This is a genomic window from Acidobacteriota bacterium, assembly GCA_018001935.1.
In the GTDB taxonomy this organism is placed as follows: Bacteria; Acidobacteriota; JAAYUB01; order JAAYUB01; family JAAYUB01; genus JAGNHB01.
The window spans coordinates 1-26,042 of sequence record JAGNHB010000076.1 but is presented as its reverse complement, the minus strand read 5'-3'; the positions used below and the strand labels follow the sequence as shown (position 1 = coordinate 26,042).

Genomic DNA, 26,042 nt, shown 5'->3' with positions numbered 1-26,042 from the left:
CCGGGAGAAGTTTCAGGTGTCGCCAGGGCCTCGGCCGGCGGCGCGCGGGGCGGATTTTATCAAAAAGAGCGCCGCTTTCTACACAGATTGATCCCCTACGGGGATCGGGCCGGAGGAGGGCGTGAGCGTCGCGACCTTTCTACACCTATTGATCCCCTACGGGGATCGGGCCGGAGGAGGGTGTCGCTGGCGTCGCTGCACGCGCGCAGCAGCTGCCCCGCCCTCCGTGGACGATTCCACCCGGTCCCGCGGCGCCCCCTCCCTGCCCCACGCGTCCATCAGTTCCACCACGCCGATGTCTCCATGCGGTCCGAAACAATGGGGGATCGGGTGGGACGATTCCGTTTTGGTCAGGACTTTGTACATTTTCATTTTGCGCCACACGTCGTCCGGGTGAGCCCCGAGGGCGGGAAGGCACAGGATCGCCGCCAGCGCGGCGAGCGCGAGTGGTCGCATGGTTATCCCCTCCTTCATGATGGCCCGCCGGGGAGGCGGGCGCGGTTTGGGGGCCGCTTCGCCCGGGGGGCGACGCGGCCGCTCTTCCCGACCCGGCCGGGCCCGGGAAAGGGCGGAGGATATTTCTGCCGAAGCGGCGGGGGCAATTGGACAAAGCAACGGAAGGGGGGGAGAAAGCAACGATGGGGAGGGGCGCGTCGGGACGACGCGTGGGAACATCGGGGTTCGCACGCGCCGTCTCGGCGCGGGGGGGGGCTTGGGGGAAGCTGGTGGTCCGCGTCGGGACGATGCGTAGGAACTCGACCGCGACCCGAACCCCGTCGGTTCAATTTGTGTCGGAATCCCGCGATTTTTCGGACTTTCGCCCCGCGCGCCGCCGAGAGGAGCTTCAGGTCTCGCCAGGGCCTCGGCCGGCGGCGCGCGGGGCGGATTTTAGCAAAAAGAGCGCCGCTTTCTACACAGATTGATCCCCTACGGGGATCGGGCCGAAGGAGGGCGTGAGCGTCGCGACCTTTCTACACAGATTGATCCCCTACGGGGATCGGGCCGGGGGAAGGCGAAGGCGTCGCGCCCCTTCGACACACCTTGGTCCCCTGGCGGGGATCGGGCCGGGCGAGGGTGTCGCTGGCGTCGCTGCACGCGCGCAGCAGCTGCCCCGCCCACCGTGGGCGACTCCACCCGGTCCAGCAGCCCGCACTCCAGCGGCGCCCACCCCCGCTCCCACTAGGCCGTCCCCACCGCTTCCACCTGCCGCACCGCCCAAGGTGGGTCAATATTATTGACCGCTGACAAAACGGTACCGCGTCCGGCTCTTCTCCCCCACCAGCCGCGCCTTCTCCCCGCTCCCCAGCACCGTGTGCCGACTGTACGGGATCACGGACAACGGCAACAACCGGAACGTCCGACCGCACTGCAGTCTGGTTGCAAACGCGCGAGATCCGAAGGCCACGGTTTGCTCCCGCCGCCTTCGGGGCGGGCCTGCCCTTGCAAGGCGGCGTCTTGTCCCCGGGGCGGCGACGCGGACACCCATCACGCCGTCACCGTGCGGCTTGGGTTTGCGGCGTCCGCGGCTTGCCCCGGGTGCTTCCCGCTTGATTCCGACCCCGTTTCGGTTATACTGCAGGAGAAGGGAACACCCGAACGGCAGATCATCACCGAGCGTCAGGAGAGGGCCTCACATGGACAAGGCGATCACCCGGAAAGCCAGCCGGTACGCGCGGATGCTGTGGGACGAGTGGGTCCTCCAGCCCGTCGACGCGAAGTACAACATCGGCTTCGTCTACGCGTTGCAGGGCGACCTGGACACCGGCCGCCTGGAGCGGGCCCTTTGCACCTGCGTGCGGCAGTGCCCCGTCCTGCGTTCCCGATTCCGGGAGGTGGACGGCACCCTGTACCAGGACATCCTCGGGGACATCCCGAACCCGGTGGAGCATCACGACTGCCGCACCCAGGACCCCCGGCAGGTCGACCGCCTGATCCGGGCGATCTGCACCCACGGCTTCGACCTCACCACGGCCCCCCTCTTCCGCTTCGCGCTCGTCCGGGCCCCGGGCGGGGGCTGCTTTTTGCTCCTGCGCTTCCACCACATCATCATCGACGGGACCTCCGCCCGGAAGGTGCCCCAGACCATCGCCCGCCTGTACAACGCCGGTGACCCGGGCGAAGCGCCCCCCGTCCCCGACGACCCGGAACTGGCGCGGTACCTGGAGCGCTAAGCGGCCTTCTTCCGGGAGCACCCCCTCGACGAGGGGCTGGCGTACTGGGGGCCCCTGATGCGGTCGCGGGCCTTCCGCATCGACCTCCCCGGAAAGCGCCCGGCAGCGGAGGGGCAGGGTTTCGAGGTGAAGACCCTCCACTTCTCCCTCGGGCCCGCCGTCCTGGAAAAGATCCGGGACCTGGCCCGGCAGTGGGGCTGCACCGTTTTCCACGTCATGTCGGCCGCCTGGAGCGCCTTCCTCGACAAGCACTCCGGCCAGGGCGAGATCGCCTTTCTCTACCCGGTGAACATGCGCCCCCGGGACTTCGCCGGCCTGGACGGCTACCTGGTCAACGTGGTGCCGATGTTCACCCAAATCGGCCCGCAAACCACCTTCGCCGGGCTGGTCCGCGAAATCCGGGACCAGCGGGCGGAAACGAAGCACCATCAGCACGTTCCCTTCGACCGGATCGTCCGGGAGTACAACCGGGACGCCGCGACCCGGTACGGCCGACAGTTCGGCAACGACTTCAACGCGGTCATGGTGGAGTCCGACGAGATCCTCTGCTCGCCCCTGCCGCTGGAAGGGGTCGCCGCCCGGAACATCCCCACCCAGACCCTGAGCAACGCCGAGATCAGCCTCGTCTATCAGAAGGGGGACGAAAGGCTCGCGTGCGAGATCTGTTTCAACCGGGACCGCCTGGACGAGGTCGCCTTCGACCGGGCGGACGAGCGCTTCACCGCCCTGGTGGAGGCCCTGCTCGCGCACCCCGGCGAACCCGTCGACACCCTGGGCGCCCTGGCCGAAACCGAGCGCCGGGAGGTCCTGGGCGAGTGGAACGGCACGGAGGCGCCTTGGCCGAGCGACCGCACCCTCCAGGCGCTCTTCGAGGCGCAGGTGGAGCGGACGCCCGACCGGCCCGCGCTGGTCTGCGCCGACCGGCGGCTGAGCTACCGGGAGCTCAACGCGGAGGCAAACCGCCTGGCGCACACGCTGCGGCGGGAGTACCGGGCGCTCACCGGGGAGGACATCCGGGGTGGCACCCTCATCGGGCTGTACATCGAGCGGGGCGTGGACATGATCGTGTCCATCCTGGGCATCCTCAAGTCGGGCGCCGCCTACGTGCCCTTCGACCTCGCGGACCCCGACGAGCGGCTGGCCTTCAAGGTGAACGACTGCAACTGCCGGATGGTCGTCACCGCCTCGGCGTCCGTGAAAAACCTGGTGTTCCTGGCCCTCAGCGACACCTGGCCCCTGAGCGTGGACGCCTACCGCGACGTGATCGCCCAGGCCCCCGCCACCAACCCGGAACCGGTCAACACCCCCCGCGACCTGGCCTACGTCATCTACACCTCCGGCTCCACCGGCCGCCCGAAGGGCGTGATGGTCCCGCACGAGGGGGTGGTCAACTTCGTCGCCTACCACACCGAACGGATGCGGACCTCCCGGGAGTACGACGACGTCATCCAGAGCATCTCCGTGAACTTCGACGCCTCGTGGACCGAGTTCGCCCTGGCCCTGTTCAACGGCTCCTGCCTGCACCTGGTCCCCTCCATCGCCCGGCTCTCCGGGGAGGACCTGGCCGGCTTCATCGAACACAACGGGATCAGCGTGTTCGTCTCCACCCCCGCCATCCTCGCCAACCTCCCCCGGCGCCCGATCCGGGGGCTGGAGTGCGTCATCAGCGGCGGCGACGTGTGCGACCGCGCCACCATGGACTTCTGGAGCGAGACCGTGGCCCTCTACAACGCCTACGGCCCGACGGAAGCCACCGTCTGCACCACCTACTCCCGGCACCGGCGCGGCCTGTCCAACCGGAACATCGGCAAACCCCTGCAGAACAAGAAGGTCTACGTCCTCGACCGCGGCAGGGGCCCCGTCCCGGTCGGGGTGTACGGCGAGCTGTACATCGGCGGGGACGGCCTGGCGCGGGGTTATCTCCACCGCCCGGAGTTGACGGCCGAGCGCTTCGTCCCCAACCCCTTCCGGTCGGAGGCGGAGCGGTCCGGCGGGCGAAACGGCACCCTCTACCGGACCGGCGACATGGTCCGGTGGCTGCCCGACGGCAGCCTCGAGTTCCGCGAGCGAAACGACGACCAGGTCAAGATCAGCGGGTTCCGGGTCGAACTGGGGGAGGTGGAGAGCGCCCTCGCGGCCTGCCCCGCCCTGTCGGGCTGCGTGGCGTCCTGTCGGGAGATCGCCGGGCGGAAGGTCCTCGTCGCCCACTACACCGCCGGGGCGCCGGTGGAGGCGGAGACCCTCGAGGCGTACCTCTCGTCGCGCCTGCCCTACTACATGGTGCCGTCCTGTTTCGTCCAGCTGGATCGGCTGCCGCTGTCGGTCAGCGGCAAGGTCGACCGGAAATCCCTGCCCGAACCGGTGTTCCGGTCGGGGGCGGAAAGTTACGCCGCCCCGTCCGGCGAGGCCGAAACACGGCTCTGCGGCCTCTGGCAGGAACTGCTCGGTCTCGAGCGGGTCGGGGCCCGCGACGACTTCTTCCGTCTCGGCGGCGACTCCATCCTAGCCATCCAGCTGTGCTCCCGCCTGCGGAGCGCCGGCTTCACGGTCGGGGTCAAGGACATCTTCGACCACCGGACCGTCGGGCAGCTGGCCCGGCACCTCGAACGGGGCGCCGACTCGGGGATCGACGCCGAACAGGGCCTCCTGGAGGGGGACTTCGAGCTTCTCCCCATCCAGCAGTGGTTCTTCGGCCTCGGCTTTCCCCGGCCCGAACACTGGAACCAGGTGTTCAGCGTGGACGTCGGGCCCGTGGGGCGCAGCCGGCTCGAGACCGCGCTGGAGGCCCTCGCCGCCCGCCACGACGCCCTTCGCCTGCGATTCGGGAACGGCCGCCAGCACTACGCCCGGGAGGCCGCCTTTCCCCCGCTGCGGGAACTGGACGTCCGGGACCTGTCCCCGGGGGAGATCGACGCCGTCCTCGCCGGCTGGCAGCGCGGGTTCGACCTCGCCGACGGCCCCCTGTGGCAGGCCGGCTACCTCCACGGGTACCCGGGCGGCGGAGGACGACTGTTCATGGCCCTCCACCACCTGATCGTCGACGCCGTGTCGTGGCGGGTCCTCGCCCAGGACCTGCGCCGGCTGTGCGAAGGGGAGGACCCCGGCCCGAAGACAAGCAGCTACCGCCAGTGGGTGGAGGTGGTCCGGGATTACGCCGCCGCCCACGCGGACGAGCGCGGGTTCTGGGACGCCGAACTCCGGGGCGCCCGCCGTTTCAACGCCCGCCTGGCCGGCAGCGGCGACCCCGTCACGACGGCGGTCGAACTGGACGCGGAGAAGACCGCCCTCCTGCTGAACCGGGCCCCCGCGGCCTACCACACCGAGGTCAACGACCTGCTGCTGACGGCCCTGGCCCGCGCCCTGGCGGCGTTCCTCGGGGAGCCGGACAGCTGGGTGACCCTGGAGGGCCACGGGCGAGAGGCCATCCGGGCGGGTCTCGACGTGTCCGGCACCGTGGGCTGGTTCACCACCATGTACCCGGTCCGCCTGAAGGCGGAGGACAGCCTGGAGCGGTGCATCCGGTCCACGAAGGAACACCTGAGGGCGCTGCCCGGCAAGGGCGTCGGCTTCGGGGCCCTGGGCTTCCTCGGCGGGTCCGGGGAACCCGGGGGGGAGGAACTGCCCCGGGTCAGCTTCAACTACCTCGGGCAGTTCGACGCCGCGCACAAGCCCTGGCACGTGGAGGCGCACGGATCGGGGGCGTCGTTCGACCCCGACAACCGCCTCCCTTTCGACCTGATCCTGTCCGGCGCCGTCACCGGGGGAAGGCTCGCCTTCACCGTGACGGCCCGCTTCCCGGAGGAGCGTTGCCAGGCCTTCGCCGGCGAGTTCCGCGCCCGGCTGGAGGAAGTCACCCTGCACTGTGCCGCCAAGGCCCGGCAGGGGGAGGGCGAGTTCACCCCCGGCGATTTCCCGGACGTCCACCTCTCCGGAGACCTGGTTGAACGGTTGCAGCGGTCCCGCGTCGTCGAGGACATCCTGCCGGCCGGCAGCCTGCAGCAGGGCTTCGTCTACCACGTGCTTCGCAACCCGGCCGACGACGCCTACCGGCTGCAGCTGCTCCTGGACTACCGCGGCGCCCTGGACCCCGACGCGTACCGCGCCGCGTGGGCTTTCGCCCAGCAGGCGTACCCCAGCATGCGGACCTGCTTCGACTGGGAGGAGGAGATCGTCCAGGTCGTCTGCCGCGAGGCCGGCTTCGAGTTTGCCGTGCACGATCTCCGCGGCGAGGCGGACCCGGACGTTGCCCTCGAGGCGCTCCGGGTCCGGGACCGCGCCCGCGGCTTCGACCTGGGCCGGCCGGGCCTGTTCCGGATCCAGTTGGCCCGCCTCGGCGACGACCACCACGTCCTCCTGAAGAGCGAGCACCACAGCATCACCGACGGCTGGAGCCTCCGGCAGCAGCTCCGCTGCGTACACCAGGCCTACGCGCGGCTCGTGCGGGGTGAAACACCCCCCCCGGTCACGGACCACGCCTACGCGGAGGCCCAGCGCTGCATCCGCCGCCGCCGTGACGCGGACCGTCTTTACTGGGAGGACCGGCTCCGGGACCTGGAGGAGGCCACCGACGTCCGACCGCTGTTGCGCGAGGGGCTGGACCCGGACGCGATTCGGGAGGTCCGGGAACCGCGGGAGTGCGTCCTGGAGTTGTCCGAAGGGGCCTGCTCCCGCCTGAGGGAGGCCTGCACCCGGGCCGGGGTGACCCTGGGCGCCGCCCTCCAGTTCGCCTGGCACAAGCTGCTCTCCCTGTACTCCGGAGAGGAGCGCACCGTGGCGGGCACCACCGTTTCGGGGCGCGAGCTTCCCGTGGACGGCATCGAGGAGAGCGTCGGCCTCTACATCAACACCCTGCCCGTCACGGTCGAGTGGCCGGACCGGACGGTACGGAAGCAACTGGAGCACGTCCAGCAACGGACGATGGAGGCGAACGCCCACAGCTGCGTGGACGTGGGGCGCCTTCAGAAGGGGGGGCGCCGGCTTTTCCACTCCCTTTTCGTCTTCGAAAACTACCCCGAGGCCCGCCGGGCGGACGATGCGGAATTCCCGCTCCGGGTCGAGGTTCGGAAGGCGGTGGAAAAGCTCGACTACCCCCTGGCCCTCCAGGCCGTGGAGAGCGGCGGTCAGCTGACGCTGACCCTGCAGTACGGGGCGGAGCACCTGGCCCCGGGCCAGGCGGAAAGGATCTGCTCCCAGCTGGGGCGGATCCTCGAACAGGTCCCGGACAATCCGGACCGCTCTCACCTGGAGATCTCCCTCCTCACCGGGGAGGAACAGCGGAAGACCCTGCGGGAGTGGAACGAGACGGAATTCGACCACGGCGCCGGCCACACCATCGTCAGCCTCTTCGAGGAGCAGGCGGAACGGTTCCCCGACCACCTCGCGCTGATCACCGACGCGGGCGGGATGACCTACCGGGAGTTGAACGCGCGGGCCAACCGGCTGGCCCGGACCCTCCGCCGGGACCACCTCGCGGCGACCGGGGCCCCCGTCGCCGGGGACACGCTCATCGGCCTGTACCTCGAGCGCGGCGCCGACCAGATCGTCGCCATCCTGGGCATCCTCAAGGCGGGCGCCGCCTACGTGCCCTTCGACCAGGCCGACCCGGAGGAGCGGCTCCGGTTCAAGATCACGGACTGCGGTTGCCGGATGGTCCTCACCTCGGCCGGTTGCCTCGGCGCCCTGGTGTTCCTGGCCCGGTCGGAGACCGTGCCGCTGGCGGTGGACGCCTACCGGGAGGAAATCGACACGTTCCCCTCCACGAACCCCGAGCCCCTGGCCGGGCCCGACAACCTGGCCTACGTGATCTACACCTCCGGTTCCACCGGGACCCCCAAGGGCGTCATGGTGGAACACGGGGGCGTGGTCAACCTCGCCCGGTCCCACCGCGGGGGCTTGGGGATCACCGGGGGCACCCGCATCCTGCACTTCGCCCCCGGCAGTTTCGACGCCTCCGTCTCGACGCTGTTCTGCGCGCTCCTCAACGGCGCCACCCTCTGCGTGTGCAGCGAGGAGACGCGGAAGGACCCCGCCCGGCTGGTGGCCTACCTGGCGGAGCACCGGGTCAGCCTGATCGACATCCCGGCCCGGCTGCTCGAGGTGCTGCCGGCGGACGCGGACCTCCCCCACCTGCAATGCGTCATCACCGCCGGGGAGGTCTGCGAGAAGAAGGCCATGGACCTCTGGTGCGACAAGGTCCGCCTCGTCAACGCCTACGGGCCCACCGAGGCCACGGTCTGCACCACCTTCTCGGTGCACGACCGGCACAAGGGCAACCGCAACATCGGGCGGCCCATCGGCAACAAGAAGGTGTACGTCCTGGACAGCCGTCTCAACCCGCTTCCCGTGGGTGTCCCCGGCGAGCTGCACATCGGCGGGGTCGGGCTCGCGCGGGGCTACCTCAACCGGCCGGAGACGACCCGGGAGCGCTTCATCGCCAACCCCTTCCTCCCCGCCACCGCCGCGGGGCCGGGGGAACGACGCCTCTACCGGACGGGGGACATCGTCCGGTGGCTGCCCGACGGCTCCCTGGAGTTCATCGGGCGCAACGACGGCCAGGTCAAGGTCCGCGGTTTCCGGGTGGAACTGGGCGAGATCGAGAGCCGGCTGGCCCGGCACGCGGCGGTCGCCAGCGTCGCCGTCCGCCCGTACACGCACGGGCAGGAGAAAATCCTGTGCGCCTGGTACACCGCCACCGAACCCGTCGCCGCCGAGGAACTGCGCCGCTACCTCTCCGGGCTCCTGCCGGAGTACATGGTCCCCGCCTGTTTCGTCTGCCTCGAGCACCTGCCGCTGAACCCCTCGGGCAAACTGGACGTCCGCGCCCTGCCGGCGCCGGACGTCCGGGCCGGGGAAGAAAGCTGCACGGAACCCCGCGACGCGGTCGACGCGGCGATCCGGGAGACCTGGCAGCGGGTCCTCGGCCTGGAGCGGATCGGCATCGACGACGACTTCTTCCGGATCGGCGGCAACTCCATCCTGGCCATCAAGCTGACCCACCAGATGGAGAAGGCCCTGGGCCGGGCGGTGACCGTCCCCGAGATCTTCGAGCTGCGCACCATCCGGGCCCTCGCCGACGCCGGGGGCAGGCGGGGCGGCGGAGAGGAGGAGGGAGAGGAGGTGGAACTGTGACCCTCATCGGTCTCTTCAACGAGCTGAAGAAGCGCAACATCTCCCTCTGGTGGGAGGACGGCCGCCTGAAGGCCTTCCTGCCGAAGGACGCCAGGCTGACGGACGCGGAGCAGGCCTTCGTCGGTGTCAGCAAGCCGGCGATCCTGGACGCCCTTTTCCGCAACGGGGTCCGCTCGAAGGAGGACTTCGGCGCCCGGACGATTTTCCGGCTCGCCGGCGACCCGGGCAGAGGCGTTCCGTCCTTCGCCCAGGAGAGCCTGTGGTTCATCGAGCGGCTCGACCCGGGCAGCCGGGCCTACCACGTGCCCCTGGCCTTCGACCTGGGCGCCGCTGCCGATCTCGAGGCTTTCCGGCGGAGTTTCCGGGGCGTCGTGGAGCGGCACGAGGTCCTTCGGACCGTCATCCGGCAGGACCCCGAGGGCAACGCCTTCACGGAGGTCCTGCCGCCCCCCCCGGATATCCGGGAGGAGCGGACGGACGCGGCCGAAGTCCCGGGCAAGCTGCGGGAAGCCATCCTGGCCCCCTTCGACCTGTCGGGCGAGGCCCCGGTCCGGGCCCTGGTCCTGACGACCGGTGAAGGCGCCGTCGCCCTGGTCGTCTTCCATCACATTGCCTTCGACGGCTGGTCCACGGAGATCTTCGTCCGCGAGCTCGAGCGGGGGTACCGGGCCTGCATCGAGGGCCGGGAGAGCGGCCTGGCGGCCTCGGACATCCAGTACGGGGATTTTGCGGCCTGGCAGCGGGAGTTTCTCTCCGGGGAGGAACTCGCGGCGCAGATCGACTACTGGCGCGGGGCCCTGCCCTCCCCCGAGCCCCTGGCCTTCCCCACGGACCGTCCCCGGCCCGCCCGCCCGGACTACCGCGGGGACGACGTCCGGTTCGCGGTGGACCGGGACGTTTCGGAACGGCTCCGGCACCTTGCCTCCGACCTGGGCGTCACCCTCTTCCCGGTCCTGCTCTCCGCCTTCCACATCCTGTTGCACCAGTACACGGGCCAGGGCGCCCTGGTCGTCGGGACCCCCTCGGCCAACCGAAACCACCGGCAGCTCGAGGGCCTCGTCGGCTACTTCGTGAACAGCCTCCCCCTCCGGGCGGAGATCGACCCGGGGCAGAGCTTCGCCGCCCTCGTGCGGCAGGTCCAGGCCAACCTCCTGGGCGCCCAGCGTCACCAGGACCTGCCCTTCGAGAAGATCGTCGAGGCCTTGAAACCCGAACCCGACCCGTCCCGGCACCCCCTCTTCCAGGTCATGTTCGGCCTCCAGGGCTTCGACACCGGCGGCGAGCGCGTCCTCAAGCCCATCCCGCTCGACGGGCACTACACCCCGGCGAAATTCGATCTCAGCCTCTTCCTTCGGGAAGGCGGCCAAGCCCTCGAGGGGACGTTCAACTACGCCGTCGCCCTCTTCGACCGCGCCACCGCCGAGCGGGTGAAAGACCACTACCTCCGGGTCCTGGACCAGGTCTCGACCGACCCCCGGGTCCCCCTGCGGCAGGTCTCGCTGCTGGGCGAGGAGGAATACCGCCGGATCGTCTTCGACTGGAGCGGCGCCCGGGAGGACTTCGACACCGGGAAAACCCTCGTCGAACGCTTCGAGGATCAGGTGGAGCGGACACCCCTCGAAACGGCGGTGATCGGCCGAGACGAGCGGGTCAGCTACCGGGAGCTGAACGCGCGGGCCAACCGCCTGGCCCACACCCTCCGGCGCGACTACCGGGCCTGCACGGGAACGGACATCGCGGCGGACACCCTGATCGGGATCTACCTCGAACGGTCCCTGGCGATGCTGGTGGGGATCCTGGGCATTCTGAAGGCGGGGGCGGCCTACGTCCCGCTCGACCTGGCCGACCCGGAGGACCGGCTCCGCTTCAAGATCCTCGACTGCGGCTGCCGGCTGGTCCTGACCTCGTCGGCCTGCCTGAGGGACCTGGTCTTCCTCACGGAAACCGACGCCGTGCCCCTCTCCCTCGACGGCTACGCCGCGGAGATCGGCCGGGCGCCGTCCGACAACCCCCGGCGCGTCAACACGCCCGCCGACCTGGCGTACGTCATCTACACCTCCGGCTCCACCGGGAGGCCCAAGGGGGCGATGCTGGAGCACCGGAGCGTCGTCAACTACGCGGAGAACGTGCGGCGGGCCACCCGCCCCGGGAAGAAGATCGTCGACCTCTCCAGCAGCCTGAGCTTCGACCTGACCGTGACCACCACCCTGGTCCCCCTCCTCCACGGCGACACCATCGCCGTCTACCCCGGAAACCTCAGGGACATCGGGGACTTCACCCGGCACCTGGCGTGCCACGGCGTGACCTTCGTGAAAACGGTGCCCAGCCTGCTTTACCTTCTGCTCCAGCAGCCGCCGCCCCCCTCCCTGTCCGAGGTCTTCGTCGGCGGGGAGAAACTGAATCGCGACCTGCTCCCGGACCTCCCGGGGCTCAGCGTCTACGACGAGTACGGCCCCACCGAGACCACCGTGGGCGCCACGCTGTCAGTCGTCCGACCGGCGAACCAGCCCGGTATCGGAAAGCCCTACCGGAACTACCGGGTCTACCTCCTGGACCCCGCCGGGCGGCCCGTCCCCGTCGGGGCGGTCGGGGAGATGCACATCGGCGGGGACGGCCTGGCCCGGGGCTACCTCCACCGCCCCGAGCTGACCGCCGAGCGTTTCCTCGAAAACCCCTTCGCCACGCCGGAGGAACTCGAGCAGGGCCGCAACACGCGGTACTACCGCACGGGCGACCTGGCCCGCTGGCGCGGCGACGGCAACCTCGAGTACCTCGGCCGCAACGACGACCAGGTCAAGGTCCGCGGTTTCCGGGTGGAGCTGGGCGAAATCGAGGACAAGCTCTCCGCGCACCCGGCGATCTCCCAGTGCACGGTCCTGTGCCGGGAACGGGGCGGCAACGCCTACCTCGCCGCCTGGTACCTCTCGGCGGAGGAACTCCCGGGGGAGGCCCTGCGTGAGTACCTCTCGGCGCTGCTCCCCGACTACATGGTCCCGTCGTTTTTCGTCCGGCTGGAGGAGATGCCGTTGACCCCCAACGGCAAGGTGGACCGGAAAGCGCTGCCGGAGCCGGCCTTCCAGGGCGACGACGACCGTTACGCGGCGCCCCGGGACGAAGTGGAGGGCGCGCTGTGCCGGATCTGGCGGGAGGTCCTCGGCCTGGAACGGGTGGGCGTCACCGACGATTTCTTCCGACTCGGCGGCAACTCCATCCTGGCCATCCGCCTGGCTCACCGGATGTCGAAGGAACTGGAGCGCGACATCCCCGTCTCGGCCGTCTTCGAGCGAAAGACCGTCCGCGGCCTCTCCGAAGCACTCCCCCGGTTCCGGCGCCAGGTGACCATCCCCCCCTGCCCTCCCGGGGACGCGGTGCTCTCCTTCGCCCAGGAGCGCCTGTACTTCATCGAGCAGTACGAGGGCGGGTGCGACGCCTACCACATCCCCATGCTCTTCGAGGTGCCGGGGACCACCGACGTCGAGGCCCTGTCGCGGGCGATCCGCGACATTGTCCGCCGCCACGGGGTGCTGCGGACGGTCTTCGTCCGGGACGAGCGGGGCGGGGTCCTCCAGCGGACGCTGGAGGACCCGGTGGAGATCCGGGAGGAGGACCTCGGCGGCACAGACGTCCTGGCCCGGGCGGCGGACGAGATCCGGTCGGTCTTCGACCTGCACCGGGAATACCCCCTGAGGGTGCGCCTGTACCGGGCGGGGCCGAAGCGCTTCCTGCTGGTCACCCTCCACCACATCGCCTTCGACGGCTGGTCCACCGACGTCTTCCTGGACGAGCTGAACCGCCTGTACCGCCACCACCGCGACGGGTCCGCCCTCGACCTCCCCGAGCCCCCGATCCAGTACCGGGACTTCGCCGCCTGGCAGAGAGGCTACCTCTCCGGGGAACGCCTGGACGCCGAGCTTGCCTACTGGAAGCAGGCCCTCGAGGGGTGCGAGACCCTGGAACTCCCCCTGGACCGGCCCCGGCCCGCCGAGTTCCGCTACGAGGGGGACTACGTCCTGTTCACGCTGGACCGCGAACTGTCGTCGGGGCTCCGCGAGACCGTGAAACGGTTCGGCACCTCCCCCTACACGGTGTTCCTCAGCGCCTTCTTCCTCCTCCTGCACAAGTACGGCGGCCAGGGCGACTTCGTGATCGGCACGCCCACCGCGAACCGCCTGTACCCGCAACTGGAGGGCCTGATCGGCTTCTTTGTCAACACCACCGTGACCCGGTGCCGCCTCGCCCCGGACCTCGACCTCGGCACCCTGGTGCGGCGCGTGGCGGACGCCCAGGCCGCGGTGCAGGACCACCAGGACCTGCCGTTCGAGAAACTGGTGGACCTGCTGCAGGTGGAGAAGGACCCCTCCCGCCACCCGCTGATCCAGGTCATGTTCAGCCTGCAGAGCTTCGGGAAGGCCGGCGACGGGGAACGGCCCTTCCTCCGACCGGTGGACGTCTCGCCCGCCTACCGGGTTTCCAAGTTCGACCTCGGCCTCTTCGTCGACGACGCCCGGGAGTGCGTCCAGTTCGGCTTCAACTACGCCGTGAGCCTCTTCGACCGCTCGACGGTCGAGCGGATGGCGGGGCACTACCTCAACGTCCTGCGGGCGCTCGCCTCGGGCGGCAACCCCCGTGTCCGGGACGTGGGGCTCCTGTCGGCGGCGGAACGGGACACGGTCCTTTACGCGTGGAACGAGACCCGCTTCGACTACCCCCGGGAGAAGACCCTCGTGGAGGTCTTCGAGGAACAGGTGCGCCTCGCCCCGGAGGCGACCGCCCTCGTGTACGAGGGGGAGCGGCTCAGCTACCGGCAGCTGAACGAGCGGGCCAACCGGCTGGCCCGCGCCCTCCGGAGAGACCACCGCGAGTGCCTCGGCGGGGAGATCGCCGGGGACACCCTGGTCGGCCTCTACCTCGAGCGCTCCGTGGACCTGGTCGCGGGGATTCTCGGCATCCTGAAGTCGGGGGCGGCTTACGTGCCCTTCGACCGTGCCGACCCGCCGGAGCGTCTCCGCTTCAAGGTGAAGGACTGCGGCTGCCGCCTGGTGGTGACCTCCTCGGCGTGCCTCGCCGAGCTGGTGTCCCTGGCGGACCTGGACGTCACCCCCGTCGCCCTCGACGCGTACCGGGACGAGATCGCGTCCTTCGCGGGGGACGACCCGCCGCACGTCAACGGGCCCCGGGACCTGGCCTACGTGATCTACACCTCCGGTTCCACCGGCACCCCCAAGGGCGTCCTGCTGGAGCACTACGGCGTGGTGAACCTGGTCATGTCCCACAGGCGGAGCTTCGGGCTCGGGGCCGGCGCCCGCGTCCTGCAGTTTGCCCCCGTGAGCTTCGATGCCTCCGTCTCCACCCTCTTCTGCGCGCTGCTCACCGGCGCCTCGCTGCACCTGTGCACCGAGGAGACCCGGAAGGACGCCCGGGCGCTGGCGGCGTACCTGGCCGCCGAGCGCATCACCCTGGCCGACCTGCCGGCCAAGCTCCTCGAGTTGCTGCCCCGGGACGTTCCCCTCCCCGACCTGCGGCACGTGATCACCGCCGGGGAGGTGTGCAACGCGAAAACCATGGACCACTGGGGCGGCCGGGTGGCCCTCCTCAACGCCTACGGCCCCACGGAGGCCACCGTCTGCGCCACCTTCGCCCGGCACGCGCCGGGCGACCGCAACACGGACATCGGGCGGCCCATCGGCAACAAGCGGGTGTACGTGCTCGACCCGGGGCTCAACCCCGTCCCGCCGGGCGTGCCGGGCGAGCTGTACATCGGCGGGGACGGCCTGGCCCGCGGTTACCACAACCGTCCCGAACTGACCGCCGCCCGCTTCCCGGACGACCCCTTCCGGGTCGAGACGGGGCGCCCGGACGTGGAACGGCGGATGTACCGGACCGGCGACCTGGTCCGCTGGACGCCCCGGGGGACCCTGGAGTTCATCGGGCGGAACGACGACCAGGTGAAAGTGCACGGGTACCGGATCGAACTGGGAGAGGTCGAGCAGAAGCTGTCCGCCCTCGAGCCGGTCACGCTCTGCGCCGTCAAGGTGATCGAGCGCGACGGGCGCCGGCACCTGTGCGCGTGGTACGCGGCCTCCCGGCCCTTCCCCCCCGCGGAGGCCCGGGAGGGCCTGGCCGCCCTGCTGCCGGACTACATGGTCCCCTCCTTCTTCGTGGAGATGGACCGTTTCCCGCTGAACGCCTCCGGCAAGATCGACCGCGGGGCCCTGCCCGACCCCGCCACGGCGGCCGCCCCCGGGAGCTGCGATGCCCCCCGGGATGCCCTCCAGGAGCAGCTCTGCGCCATCTTCCGGCAACTGCTGGGACTGGAGTGCGTGGGCACCCGGGACGACTTCTTCCGGATCGGGGGCGACTCCATCCTGAGCATCCAGCTGAGTTCGGCGCTCCGCGACGCCGAGCTGGAGTGCTCCGTCAAGGACATCTTCCGGAACCCCACCGTCGAGAAACTGGCCCAGTTCCTCGGCGCCGGCCGCTCGGCGGCGACCCCGGTCGTCGCGGAGCAGGGGCCCCTGGACGGTGAGTTCGGTCTGCTGCCGATCCAGCGCTGGTTCTTCCGCCAGGCGGAGAGCGGCGAAATCCCCCGGCGCCACCACTGGAACCAGTGCTTCCTGGTCCGGACGCCCGAACTGGAACCGGCGGTCGTCACCCGGGCCCTCGGGGCGCTGGCGGCGCAACACGACATGCTCCGGGCCACCTTCTCCGGGGACCGGCAGCGGTATCACCGGGACATGCCCCTCCCGGAACTGAAGGTCCTGGACCGGCGCGGCCTGTCCGATGTCGATCTCCAGGAGGTGCTCACGGGCTGGCAGAGCACCTTCGACCTCGAGCGGGGCCCGCTCTGGCACTGCGGGTACGTCCACGGGTACGACGACGGGAGCGCCCGGCTGCACTTCGCCTTCCACCACCTGGTGGTGGACGCCGTGAGCTGGCGCATCCTGGTGGAGGACCTGCAGCGGCTCGTCCGGGGGGAAGCCCTCCGGGAGAAGACCAGCAGCTACCGCCAGTGGGTGCGCGTCGTCGAGGGCTACCCCGACGGCCACCCGGACGAGCGGGCCTACTGGGAGCAGGTCCTGGCCTCCCTGCCGGACTACCGCCGAACCCTTAACGATCCCGGGCCGCCCCTGGACCGGGAGGTCCGGCTGGAACGGGACGAGACGCACCGGCTGATCCACGAGGCGCCGGGAGCGTACGGCGCCGGGATCAACGACCTGCTGCTGACCGCCCTGGCCCTGGCGCTGCGGGAGTGGCACGGCGGCGACCGCCAGGGGGTCACCCTGGAAGGGCACGGGCGCGAACCCATCGACCCCGCCATCGACCACAGCCACACCGTGGGCTGGTTCACCACCCGCTACCCGATGGCTCTCCCGCTGCGGGAAACAGTGGGAAGGAGCCTCGCGGAGATCCAGCGGACCTTGCGCCAGGTCCCCTGCAAGGGTCTGGGCTGGGGGGCGTTCAGCGAGGCGGCGCGGGATGCGTCGGACACGCGGTTGGCAGACGCCGGGCTGCCCCCCGTCACCTTCAACTACCTGGGGCAGCTGGAAAGCGGCGCCGGTGAGGCTTTCTGGCAGCTGACCGCGGAACCCCCGGGGCGCGGGTCCGCCCCCGAGAACCGGGACGACAGCCGGATCGCCGTCAACGGGTTCGTGGCGGAGGGGGCGTTGCGCTTCCACGTCGCGGCGCGACTGGAGGCGGCGGACGCCGACCGCTTCGCCGAGGCGTTCGGGAACGCCCTGCGGGATATCATTCGGCACATCCCGGAGACCGCGTCCCGGGGGACGCACCCGGACCTGGACGCCCCCGAGTTTGAGTACATCCCCACCCTCGCCCTCAACGCGGACGCCGACACCGACCGGGTGATGATCGTCATCCACCCCGACTCGGGCTACGAGGCCTACATGGCCACCCTCTACCCCGCGTTGCCCCGGGACGTCCACGTGATCCTGGTGGACAACTTCTACCGCAAGCGCTACCTCCGGGACGGGGTGGTCGCCGGGCAGGTCCCGTTGCACGGGTTCGGGGACCTGGCGGACCACTACGTCCGGGTCCTGACGACGGAGCACGGCGCGCTGCTGTCCCGGTCGGAGTGCGGCGTGGCGGGTTACAGCTTCGGGGGCCCCATCGCCCTCGAGGTGGCCGCCCGGCTGAAGTCGCGCGGCATCCGGGTCCGCCGGCTGTACCTGGTCGACCCGCTCATCCCCGGCCTGCTCAGGGCGCACCGCGACCTGCCCTGCTCCGAGTGGTACGAGGGCTATTCCCCGGGGCCCGCCACCGTCCCCGTCACCCACTTCCGGTGCACGGTCCCCGACCCGACGCTGCCGGGTTACGCCGAGTACTTCACCGACCCCGCGGGGTACTCCCTGCGGCCGATCGCCGACGACCTGGAGGAGGTCCCCGTGGAATGCCCCCACCTGGACATCCTTCGTCACGCCCCGTTCCTGCGGGCCTTCGGCGACCGCGCCCGGGCGGACTTCGGGACCCTGCCGCCGGCGCCCCGCGCCCCGGTCGCCCCCTCCCTCCCGGGCGACGACCTGGAACGCCAGGTCCGGGACATCGCCCGGACCGTCCTGGAAGCGGGCGACGGGGTGGGGATCGACCGCTCGGAAAGCCTCTTCCTGCAGGGGTGCACCTCCCTCCGGACCCTGTCACTCCTGGCCCTGGTCAACCAGAAGTTCGGCCTGGACCTGTCGTTGGCCGACGTCGCCACCCGGTTCTCCGTCGCCGGTTTGGCGGAAGCCGTCCGGGACGCCCGGGCGGGGGAACCGCCCGGGGACGCGTGGAAGCCCGTGGAGTTCGAGCCCCGGGCCCCCGGGGCGCCCAACCTGTACGTTTTCCCGGGCCTCATCGGGTCCGTGGGTTCGTACTCCACCCTGTGCCTCCGCCTCTCGGAGCGGTTCCGGGTGGTTTTCCTCGAGCCGAAGGGGATGTACGGCACCATGGTCCCCTTCGCCTCCCGGGAGGAGGCCCTCACCCGCTACGTGGGGGAGATCACGCGGCGGGACGCCCCGGGGTCCCCGCTCTACCTGGCCGGGCACTCCGTGGGGGCGGTCCTTTCCCTGGACGTGGCCCTGCGCCTGGAGGACCTCGGGTATGCGCACGTCAACCTCATCAACATCGACGGCTATCTGCACAAGATCCACAGCGTGACGGAGTCCCTCGGAACCGAGGACATGGATGCCGCCCTGGTGGACGTCGTCCGGGTCTTCTTCGCCCCGGGGGCGGAGGCCACGCCCGCGGACCGGGAGCAGGACCCGCTCCGGCGGATCGCCGCCATGCTCTTCCCCCGCGGGGACGTGAGCCGGGACCACGCCCTGCGGGTGGCCCTGGGCTACCGGAACATCTGGCGCCAGCAGCTCGGCGAGATGCTCGCGTACGAGGAACCTCCCCGGAAGTTCGGGGGCGCCGCACTGCTGTGCGCCGCCCGGGGGACCCGGGAGGAGGTGGCGCGGATCACCCTGCAGTCCTGCCAAGACCGCTACGCCCGGGACGTCACCGTCACCGGGGTCCCGGGGGACCACCTGAGCTGCATCACCGACCGGGGTCACGTCGAAGCGCTCTGCTCGGCCGTCTTCGCCTGGGCGGAGACCGGGGCGTGCCCCTGAGGGCCTGTTCCGGGGGCCGGGCAGCGCGTCCCCGATCCCGGCCTGTTCCGGGGGTCCACCGGCGGCCCGGCGCTCCCCGCGAAGGCGGGGGATGAACCCACACACGGAGGAGTACTAGAATGATCAATTATCGTTTCGAGACCGAAGCGGACGGCCGGACGCTGATCCTGGGCCTCGAGGGCGAATTCGACACCGCGGGCGCCCAGGTCGTCCAGGACCAGCTCGAACCCGCCGTGGGCCCGGAAGTGTGCCGGATCGTGTTCGACCTGTCCGGGGTGACGCTGATGGCCAGCTCCGGGCTGAGGGTGATCTTCTTCGCCCGGGACAAGATCCGGCAGGGCATGAAGGTGGAGTTGCGGGGGGCCCGGGACCTAGTGGCCAAGGTGATCCGGATGAGCGGGATCGGCCAGTTCGTCGATGTCGTCTGAGTGCCGCCGTGACCGCCCTTTTTCCCGCGGAACTGGGCCGGTTCCCGGAGATGACCGCCTTCATCCGGGAGGGCCTGGCCGCGCTGGGGGCCGGCAAGGACGTGCTGGACACCGCCCATGTCGTCGCCGACGAACTGATCGCCAACGTCATCCGGCACGCCTACCCCGACGCGCCCCCGGTTGCCGACGGCGGCGGGCGTCCCCTGTGGATCACGGTCGGCGGCGGCCCCGGCCGTTTCCAGGTGGAGATCGCCGACCGGGGTCGCCCCTTCAACCCGCTCTGTCCCGAAGGCGGGCCTCCCGGCAAGGGGGGGGCCCGGGGCGGCTTCGGCCTCTCCGTCGTGAAGGGCCTGGCCGACGACCTGCGGTATGAACGGACCGGCGGTGAGAACCGCGTGACCTTCACCCTTGCCGCGAAGTGAGCCCGTATGCCATTCAAACCGATCGTCACGAGACCTTCCATCAAGGCCGGGACCCTGGGACTACTGGCCGTCGTCCTCCTTCTGTGCGCACTCGGCTACCTGGGCATCCAGGCCTACACCCGCTCCGGCGTGTCGGACGTCTTCACCCGCTCCATGGACGACCTCGACGACTTCGAGGGCCTGGCCGGCCGGCAGCTCAAGAACGCCATCGTCACGGAACTGGTCTTCTCGGACCTGAAAGCCTACGCGGACCTCATCGGGCAACGGGTCGCGGAGGCCCGGGTCACCCCCGCCCCGGGCGCTTCGCCGGCCGGGCGCCGGGCCGCCGGGGACCCGCCCGCCGCCCCCGTGCCGGAACCCGACCTGCACGCCGTCCTGTCGCACGTGCTGGATGTGGAGGCGTACCGGCCGGGCTTCCTCTTCGTGGTCGACCGCTCCGGCCGGGTCCTGGTGACGGAAGGCCTCTCCAGGGACCCCTTCGAGGCCCGTTTCACGGTTGGCCGGCCCCTGCTGGGACCTCCCGGGGACCCGCTGTCGGAAACGGTCGGTTCCATCCTCCGTTCCGACCGGGACGGCGGGGCCCGCGAGTGCACCCTCTCGGGCCGGGACTGGCTGTTCCTCTACTACGGGATGCCCAAGCTCCGGTGCACGCTGGTCAAGGTCCTGTCGAAGGATTTCCTGGCCGGGCAGGTCCGGGAAGCCGGCGCGCGGATCGCCGGGCACGTCGCCGCCATCCGCGGGAAATTCGCTTCGCTTTACGACCGGATCCGGGTCGTCGCCCTGATGGTGTTCGCGGCCGTGCTCGCCGCGGGGTTTCTCATCGGTTCCACCCTGGCGAGGGCCGTCACCCGGCCGCTGGTCCGGCTGACCGAAGCGGCCCGCCGTCTCGGCCGCGGGGACCTCGACCAACGCATCGACATCCCTTCCGGCGGCGAGATCGGCGAGCTGGCCGCGAGCTTCAACGCCATGGCGGAAGACCTGAAGGTCCACGTCCGGCAGCTGGCCGAGTCCATTGCCGCCCGGGAGGCCGTCGAAGAGGAGATCCGGCTGGCCGCCCGCATCCAGCGCGCTTCGTTGCCAGCCGACTTCCCCGCCTTCGCCCCGGGCGCCGAATTGGACCTGGCGGCCTGCCTGGAACCCAGCCGGGTCGTCAGCGGCGACTTCTACGACCACTTCTTCCCGGACGAGAGCCGCCTGTTCTTCGCCATCGGCGACGTTTCGGGCAAGAACGTCTCGGCCGCCCTCTTCATGACCACCGTCAAGGTCCTCCTGAAGAAGTACGCCCTAATGGGGTTGAGACCCGACGAGATCCTCCGGAACGTCAACGACACCCTCGCCCTCGACAACCGCGCCTGCATGTACGCCACGGTCTTCTGCGGCTTTCTGGACCTGTCGACGGGCCGGCTGGAGTACTGCAACGGGGGTCACCCCCACCCCCTGCTCCGCCGGGGGGGCGCGTTCGACTTCGTCCGGGCGAGGGCCAACATGCTCGTCGGCTTGACCGGAGAAGCGCGCTTTGAGGCGGAGTCCCTCGAACTGGACGCGGGAGGGGCCCTGTTCGCCTACTCGGACGGGGTCACGGAAGCCCGGGGCCCGGGCGGCGAGCAGTTCTCCGAAGAGCGGCTCCGGGCGGCCCTGCTCGAACTCCCCGGGGAGTCGACGGCCCGGGAGATCGTGGAGGGCGTCCGGCGGGCGGTGTCCGACTTCACCGGCGTCGGGGAGCGCTGCGACGACCTCACGATGCTCTGCATCCGGTTGCCGGAGAAAGCGTTGCCCGGGTAAACCGGCAGAGGGGCCGAAAGCACGCAAAACGCAACCAGGGTTTCACCATAAAAAGGCTGCAACGGTTCAAGCCGGGGGGGCGATCACGGCCGCTTCGTGCGGCCGAACAGGGCGTTCAGCAGGATGGGGACGGAGAGGGCCACGGCCAGCAGGGCCGCGCGCTGGAAGCCCCGGACCGCCAGGACGGACGGGGCCGCCGGGCCCGCCGCCCCCAGGGCGAAAACCACCTGGAACACGGCCACCCCCAGCAGGGCGCCCACGTTGTTGATCACGGCCAGGACCCCGGAGAGAACGCCCCGGACGCCCGGTTCGGCCCGTCCCATAATGAAGGTGACGTTGGCCGTGAGGAAGAAGGCGAACGAGACGCCGAACACCGCGAAGGCGGCGACGACGTAGGCCAGGGGCGTCCGGGCGTCGCAGAAGAGGAACAGGGACGTCCCGACGAACAGGCCGGCCCCCGACAGGCTGGTGATCAGCCGGGGGCTGCGCTTGTCGGACAGGTAGCCGGCCAGGGGGCTGAACACGAAGATCGCGGCCGGCAGCGCCATGAGCACCAGCCCGGAACGGTCGGACGCGAGGCCTTTCACCACTTCCAGGTAGTACGGGAAAACGAACAGGAGGCCGTCCAGGATCAGGAGGACCAGGAGGGCCGACAGGATCGCCATCCCCGTGGCGGCGTCCCGGAAGATCGCCGGGGCCACGAGGGGGTGGGGGAAGGTCCGCTCCCGGACGACGAACGCCGCGGCGCAGGCCAGCGTGACGCCGAAGAGCGCGAGCGGCAGCGGGGCGACCCAGCCGGACTGCTGCCCCAGCTGCAGCGCGGAGACAAGAGAGAGCAGGGCGAGAAGGCTCAGCACCGCGCCCCGGGTATCCCAGGGGGTCTTCTCCGGGCAGGCCGGACGCTCCCGGCGCAGGTGCTTCCAGGAGAGGAAGAGCCCCGCCAGGCCGAAAGGGACGTTGAGCAGGAACAGCCAGTGCCAACTGGACGCCTCGAGGATGTAACCGCCCACGGGGGCCCCGATGGCGAAACCGACGCTGGACAGCACGCTGGTGAAGCCGAAGGCCCGTCCCCGCACGTTCTCGGGAAGGTTCGACGCGATGAGGGCGCAGTAGGTGGCGCAGAGCATGGTGCCGCCCACCGCCTGGACCACGCGGAACGCCACCAGGGCCCCAAGCCCCGGCGCCAGGCCGCAGAGGACCGAACCCAGCGTGAGCACCGCGTACCCCGCCATGAAGACGCGATCCGTGCCCACCCGGTCGCCCAGTTTTCCGAAGATCAGCGAGAAACCGGCCATCACCAGGAGGTAGGCCACGACGACCAGGGAAACGTCCGCCGTGTCCGCGTGAAAGGTCCGCGCCAGGGTGGGCGTGGCGATCATGACGATGCTGCCGTCCAGGTTCCCCAGGAACGGGGCCAGGCCGATGGCGAGGACGACAAGCCCGTAACGGGCGGGTTTCGGTTCGGGGTCTGCCGTCAGGTTCATTCGTTTATCTTAACCCGGACAAACCGGAAGAGGGAACCCCTAAGAAAGACAAGCCTTCAAAAAACATTGAAATCCAGGAGTCCGGACCTTTTTTGCGCTCTTTGTGTTCTTTGCGTGTCTTTGCGTTCTTTGTGGTTTGATGGGTCCGGGCTTTTTAAGCCTGTTGACCCCGTAAAAAGTCGCGAAAGGGAGATTTCCCGCGAATAAATCGCATAGGCGCGAATTTATAACACGAATAATATCTGTGTTTTATTGATTTCTTCTTCGCGTTCATTCGCGTGATTCGCGGGCAAAAACGACTTTTCGCGGGAGTATCATAAAAGACAGGCCCCGGACCGGGGGGAACCGGTCCGGGGCCTGGGAAGGGGCCCGGGAGGGGCTACTGCCAGATCGGGGTCACCCCGAGCAGGCTCAGGAGCGAGCGGCCGCCGAAGTTGAGGTCGTTCTGGGGCTTCCAGGCCACGTCCACGGTGCCGACGTAGAGGTCTCCGAGGAAGCCTGTATCATCACCATACCAGACCACGAGGGCGCCGCTGGAGCTGTTGAACCACAGGAGGTCGCTCTGGAAGTCATGGTTGTAGTCGCCGATACCCGCGACCTTCCAATCGGTGCTTCCGTTGAAGCCGAAGGGAGCGGTCCCCTTGAGGTGGGTCTCGTCGCAGAACCAGATCGTCAGGTCCCCCGTGGTGGTGTCACGTAGAAAGAGGTCGGCCTTGTAGTCCCGGTCCGCGTCGCCGATCCCGACAACCTTCGTGTCTGCGGCCAGGTTGCCGGGTGTCATTCCGCCCAGGTAGCCATTTTCGTTGACGAACCAGGCAGAAAGGTCTCCGGTCACAGTGTTCCGCCAGAAGATGTCGGCCCGGCCGTCCAGGTTCAGGTCGCCGGTGCCCAGCACCACCCAGTCGGCATCGACGGTGCGGAGGTACTTCTCGAACTTCACCACCCCCCCGTCGGCGCAGTACCAGATCACGCAGTCGTGGGTGGTCGTGTTGCGCAGCAGCAGGTCGGCCTTGCGGTCCGCGTCGAGGTCGGCCACGGCCGCGATCTGCCAGCCCGTCGGGATGGCCCCGTGAGAGAAGTCGGCGGAGTGCCCGGCCGCGTTCATCTTCCAGACGGACGTCACGCCGGTGGAGGCCTGCCGCCACAGGATGTCCGCGTACCCGTTGCCGTCGAAGTCCGCCACGCCGGTCAGCTGCCAGTCCGTCCCGGTCACCAAACCCATATCGGGTCCTTGGGCGGCGCCTGAGTAAGAGATTAGCCAACATGTTAGTTCCTTGGATGTTTCGTGCCTCAGGAGGATGTCGGTGAAATTGTCGATGTTCAGATCAAAGGGGGCCCGGGGCAGCGCGAAGAACTCATCCGCTCCGATGTCCGGGTGCGTTATGTCGCGGGTGTCCCCGTCGAAATCCGTGGTGTACCCGAAAATGGGGATGCCAGTGTTGTCCGCGAAAAGGCAGGAGTCAGGGACGAGGTGCAGGTCACCGATGACGTTGTTGCTGTCTTCGAAATCCACCATGTGATGCCCGGCCATGCCGGCGGCCGTATCACTCCTTGAGTTCTGGTCCCGTCCCCCGGCTTGCCATGTCTCAAAGCTCACTCCCGCACTGCCGTCGTACATGAAGTTTGCCGGGATGGTGTCGCCGGTCCCCGCACAGGCGTTGTAGTCTGAGGTGAAAGTCCCCGAAGTAAACTTGCCTAGAGCATAATGCGATCCAATTCCGGTAGTGCGGGCGTTGTAGGCGATGTTGTTCTTCACGGTCATCGCCGTAGGCCCCATCTGAACGATCCCCCAGGTTGGGTTCAGCGCCGAGGTGAGGTTTCCGCCGAGGTAAACGGTGTTGAAATATACGTTTGTCACGTTACCCGCATAACCACGATCGCAAATGCCATAGAACGTGCAGTTATCAGTGATATCTGGAGCGAGGGTGATCATGTTGTTGACGATATCGACCGGGGTAATTGATCCGGATACGCCATTGTTGAATATGCCGCACAGCTCCGAATCAAAAGAAGATGTAGTACCGAAACCATAAATGTGGTTGCCGGTGACAAGAGTTCTGACGTTGCCGGGATGATCTACATGGATGGCATGGATTGGTCCGGAAGATGTCGCAGAGAGGTTGAAAATGCTGTTGCCCGAGATCGTCTGGACGCCGTCCGCTCCGGGAGCGTTGATCCAGATTCCGCAAGTGATGCTTGTGTTTGACGTGGAGAGGTCATGAATTAAGTTGTCGCTGATGGTGTTGGTTCCCTTGGCGTTCAGGTCGATCGCTGTCATCGCGGTGGATCGGGCAACATCCTGGGTGATGGTGTTGTTGGTGATCGTCCACTGATCTGAGGATGAAGAACTCGACGAGTAGATTGCTCTGAAGGAGAAATTTCTCATGATGTTGCCATTGATCGCGATGTTGCTATTGGAGTAGCTTATCCCGGTACTATAAATCAGATACAAGGGCACACCGTCGGTATCGGAGCGATCACGGATGATGTTGTTCTCTATAGTGTTGTAGTCGTTGCCATCCGAGGCAGGTGTATCGAAACGGATAACGCCTACCGACGCCCCCTCGACAGTACAGTTTCGGACGATGTTGTGGGTGGCGTCTGCGCCGAAATAGAACGTTCCGTGGGAAACGTTCGTACTGCGCAGGAGAAGGGAGGATCCCCCGCTGTTGACGCCGTCGAAGATCACCCAGTCGGCGCCGTTGAGGTAGATCAGGCCGTTGGCGGCGGGGTTGCCCTCGATCACCACGGCCACCCCGGCGGCGGGCCGGATGGTCAGGGCGTTGGTGGAACTCGCCCCGGCGTTGGCGTTGATGGCGATGGGGATGGTCTCACCGGGGTAGCTCGTGTCCAGCAGGGTGAACAGCACCGGCCCGGTGATGGGCGCGGCGTTGTAGGTGTTATGTCCCTTTCTCTGAGCCCGCTATAGGAAGGGAAAATCCCGCGATCGGTTACCGGTGGCGAGAAACAGGAGGTAAGGGAAAGGGAGAGTTTTCACCACCGACCGGGTCGATGAGGCGGA

At 69.0% G+C, this 26,042-nt stretch carries 8 protein-coding genes; 6 read left to right on the top strand and 2 right to left on the bottom strand.

Annotation, left to right across the window (positions count from 1 at the left end; translation table 11 throughout):
- Positions 1-1,634: 1,634 nt before the first annotated feature.
- The 6 genes from KA419_19160 to KA419_19135 all read left to right on the top strand — a co-directional run bounded on the left by KA419_19160 (position 1,635) and on the right by KA419_19135 (position 21,536).
- Positions 1,635-2,171 carry a hypothetical protein gene (locus tag KA419_19160; GenBank protein MBP7868055.1) on the top strand — a complete coding sequence of 179 codons (537 nt, stop codon included), beginning with the start codon at positions 1,635-1,637 and terminating at the stop codon, positions 2,169-2,171.
- A 57-nt stretch (positions 2,172-2,228) separates the two neighbouring features.
- The gene (locus KA419_19155) at positions 2,229-9,299 is read left to right on the top strand and encodes an amino acid adenylation domain-containing protein (GenBank protein ID MBP7868054.1); all 7,071 of its coding nucleotides are present in this window, start codon (positions 2,229-2,231) and stop codon (positions 9,297-9,299) included.
- On the top strand, positions 9,296-18,904 hold the full coding sequence (locus KA419_19150; protein ID MBP7868053.1) for an amino acid adenylation domain-containing protein: 9,609 nt from the start codon (positions 9,296-9,298) through the stop codon (positions 18,902-18,904). Before KA419_19155 ends, KA419_19150 begins: the two co-directional genes overlap by 4 nt.
- Before the next feature lie 119 nt (positions 18,905-19,023).
- Entirely contained in the window at positions 19,024-19,332 is a 309-nt protein-coding gene (locus tag KA419_19145) for an STAS domain-containing protein (protein MBP7868052.1), read from the top strand.
- An 8-nt stretch (positions 19,333-19,340) separates the two neighbouring features.
- Positions 19,341-19,754 carry an ATP-binding protein gene (locus tag KA419_19140; protein ID MBP7868051.1) on the top strand — a complete coding sequence of 138 codons (414 nt, stop codon included), beginning with the start codon at positions 19,341-19,343 and terminating at the stop codon, positions 19,752-19,754.
- A 6-nt stretch (positions 19,755-19,760) separates the two neighbouring features.
- Positions 19,761-21,536 carry a SpoIIE family protein phosphatase gene (locus tag KA419_19135; protein MBP7868050.1) on the top strand — a complete coding sequence of 592 codons (1,776 nt, stop codon included), beginning with the start codon at positions 19,761-19,763 and terminating at the stop codon, positions 21,534-21,536.
- An 83-nt stretch (positions 21,537-21,619) separates the two neighbouring features.
- Here the strand turns inward: KA419_19135 and KA419_19130 are convergent, their stop codons facing one another.
- Together KA419_19130 and KA419_19125 are read right to left on the bottom strand one after the other, a co-directional pair.
- Positions 21,620-23,020 carry an MFS transporter gene (locus KA419_19130; GenBank protein MBP7868049.1) on the bottom strand — a complete coding sequence of 467 codons (1,401 nt, stop codon included), beginning with the start codon at positions 23,018-23,020 and terminating at the stop codon, positions 21,620-21,622.
- Positions 23,021-23,399: 379 nt separating this feature from the next.
- The gene (locus tag KA419_19125) at positions 23,400-25,889 is read right to left on the bottom strand and encodes a VCBS repeat-containing protein (protein MBP7868048.1); all 2,490 of its coding nucleotides are present in this window, start codon (positions 25,887-25,889) and stop codon (positions 23,400-23,402) included.
- Positions 25,890-26,042 lie beyond the last annotated feature (153 nt).

Coding starts and splice junctions, on each gene's coding strand:
- KA419_19160 (MBP7868055.1), top strand. CDS start 1,635: ATGGACAAGGCGATCACCCGGAAAGCCAGCCGGTACGCGCGGATGCTG.
- KA419_19155 (MBP7868054.1), top strand. CDS start 2,229: ATGCGGTCGCGGGCCTTCCGCATCGACCTCCCCGGAAAGCGCCCGGCA.
- KA419_19145 (MBP7868052.1), top strand. CDS start 19,024: ATGATCAATTATCGTTTCGAGACCGAAGCGGACGGCCGGACGCTGATC.
- KA419_19135 (MBP7868050.1), top strand. CDS start 19,761: ATGCCATTCAAACCGATCGTCACGAGACCTTCCATCAAGGCCGGGACC.
- KA419_19130 (MBP7868049.1), bottom strand. CDS start 23,020: ATGAACCTGACGGCAGACCCCGAACCGAAACCCGCCCGTTACGGGCTT.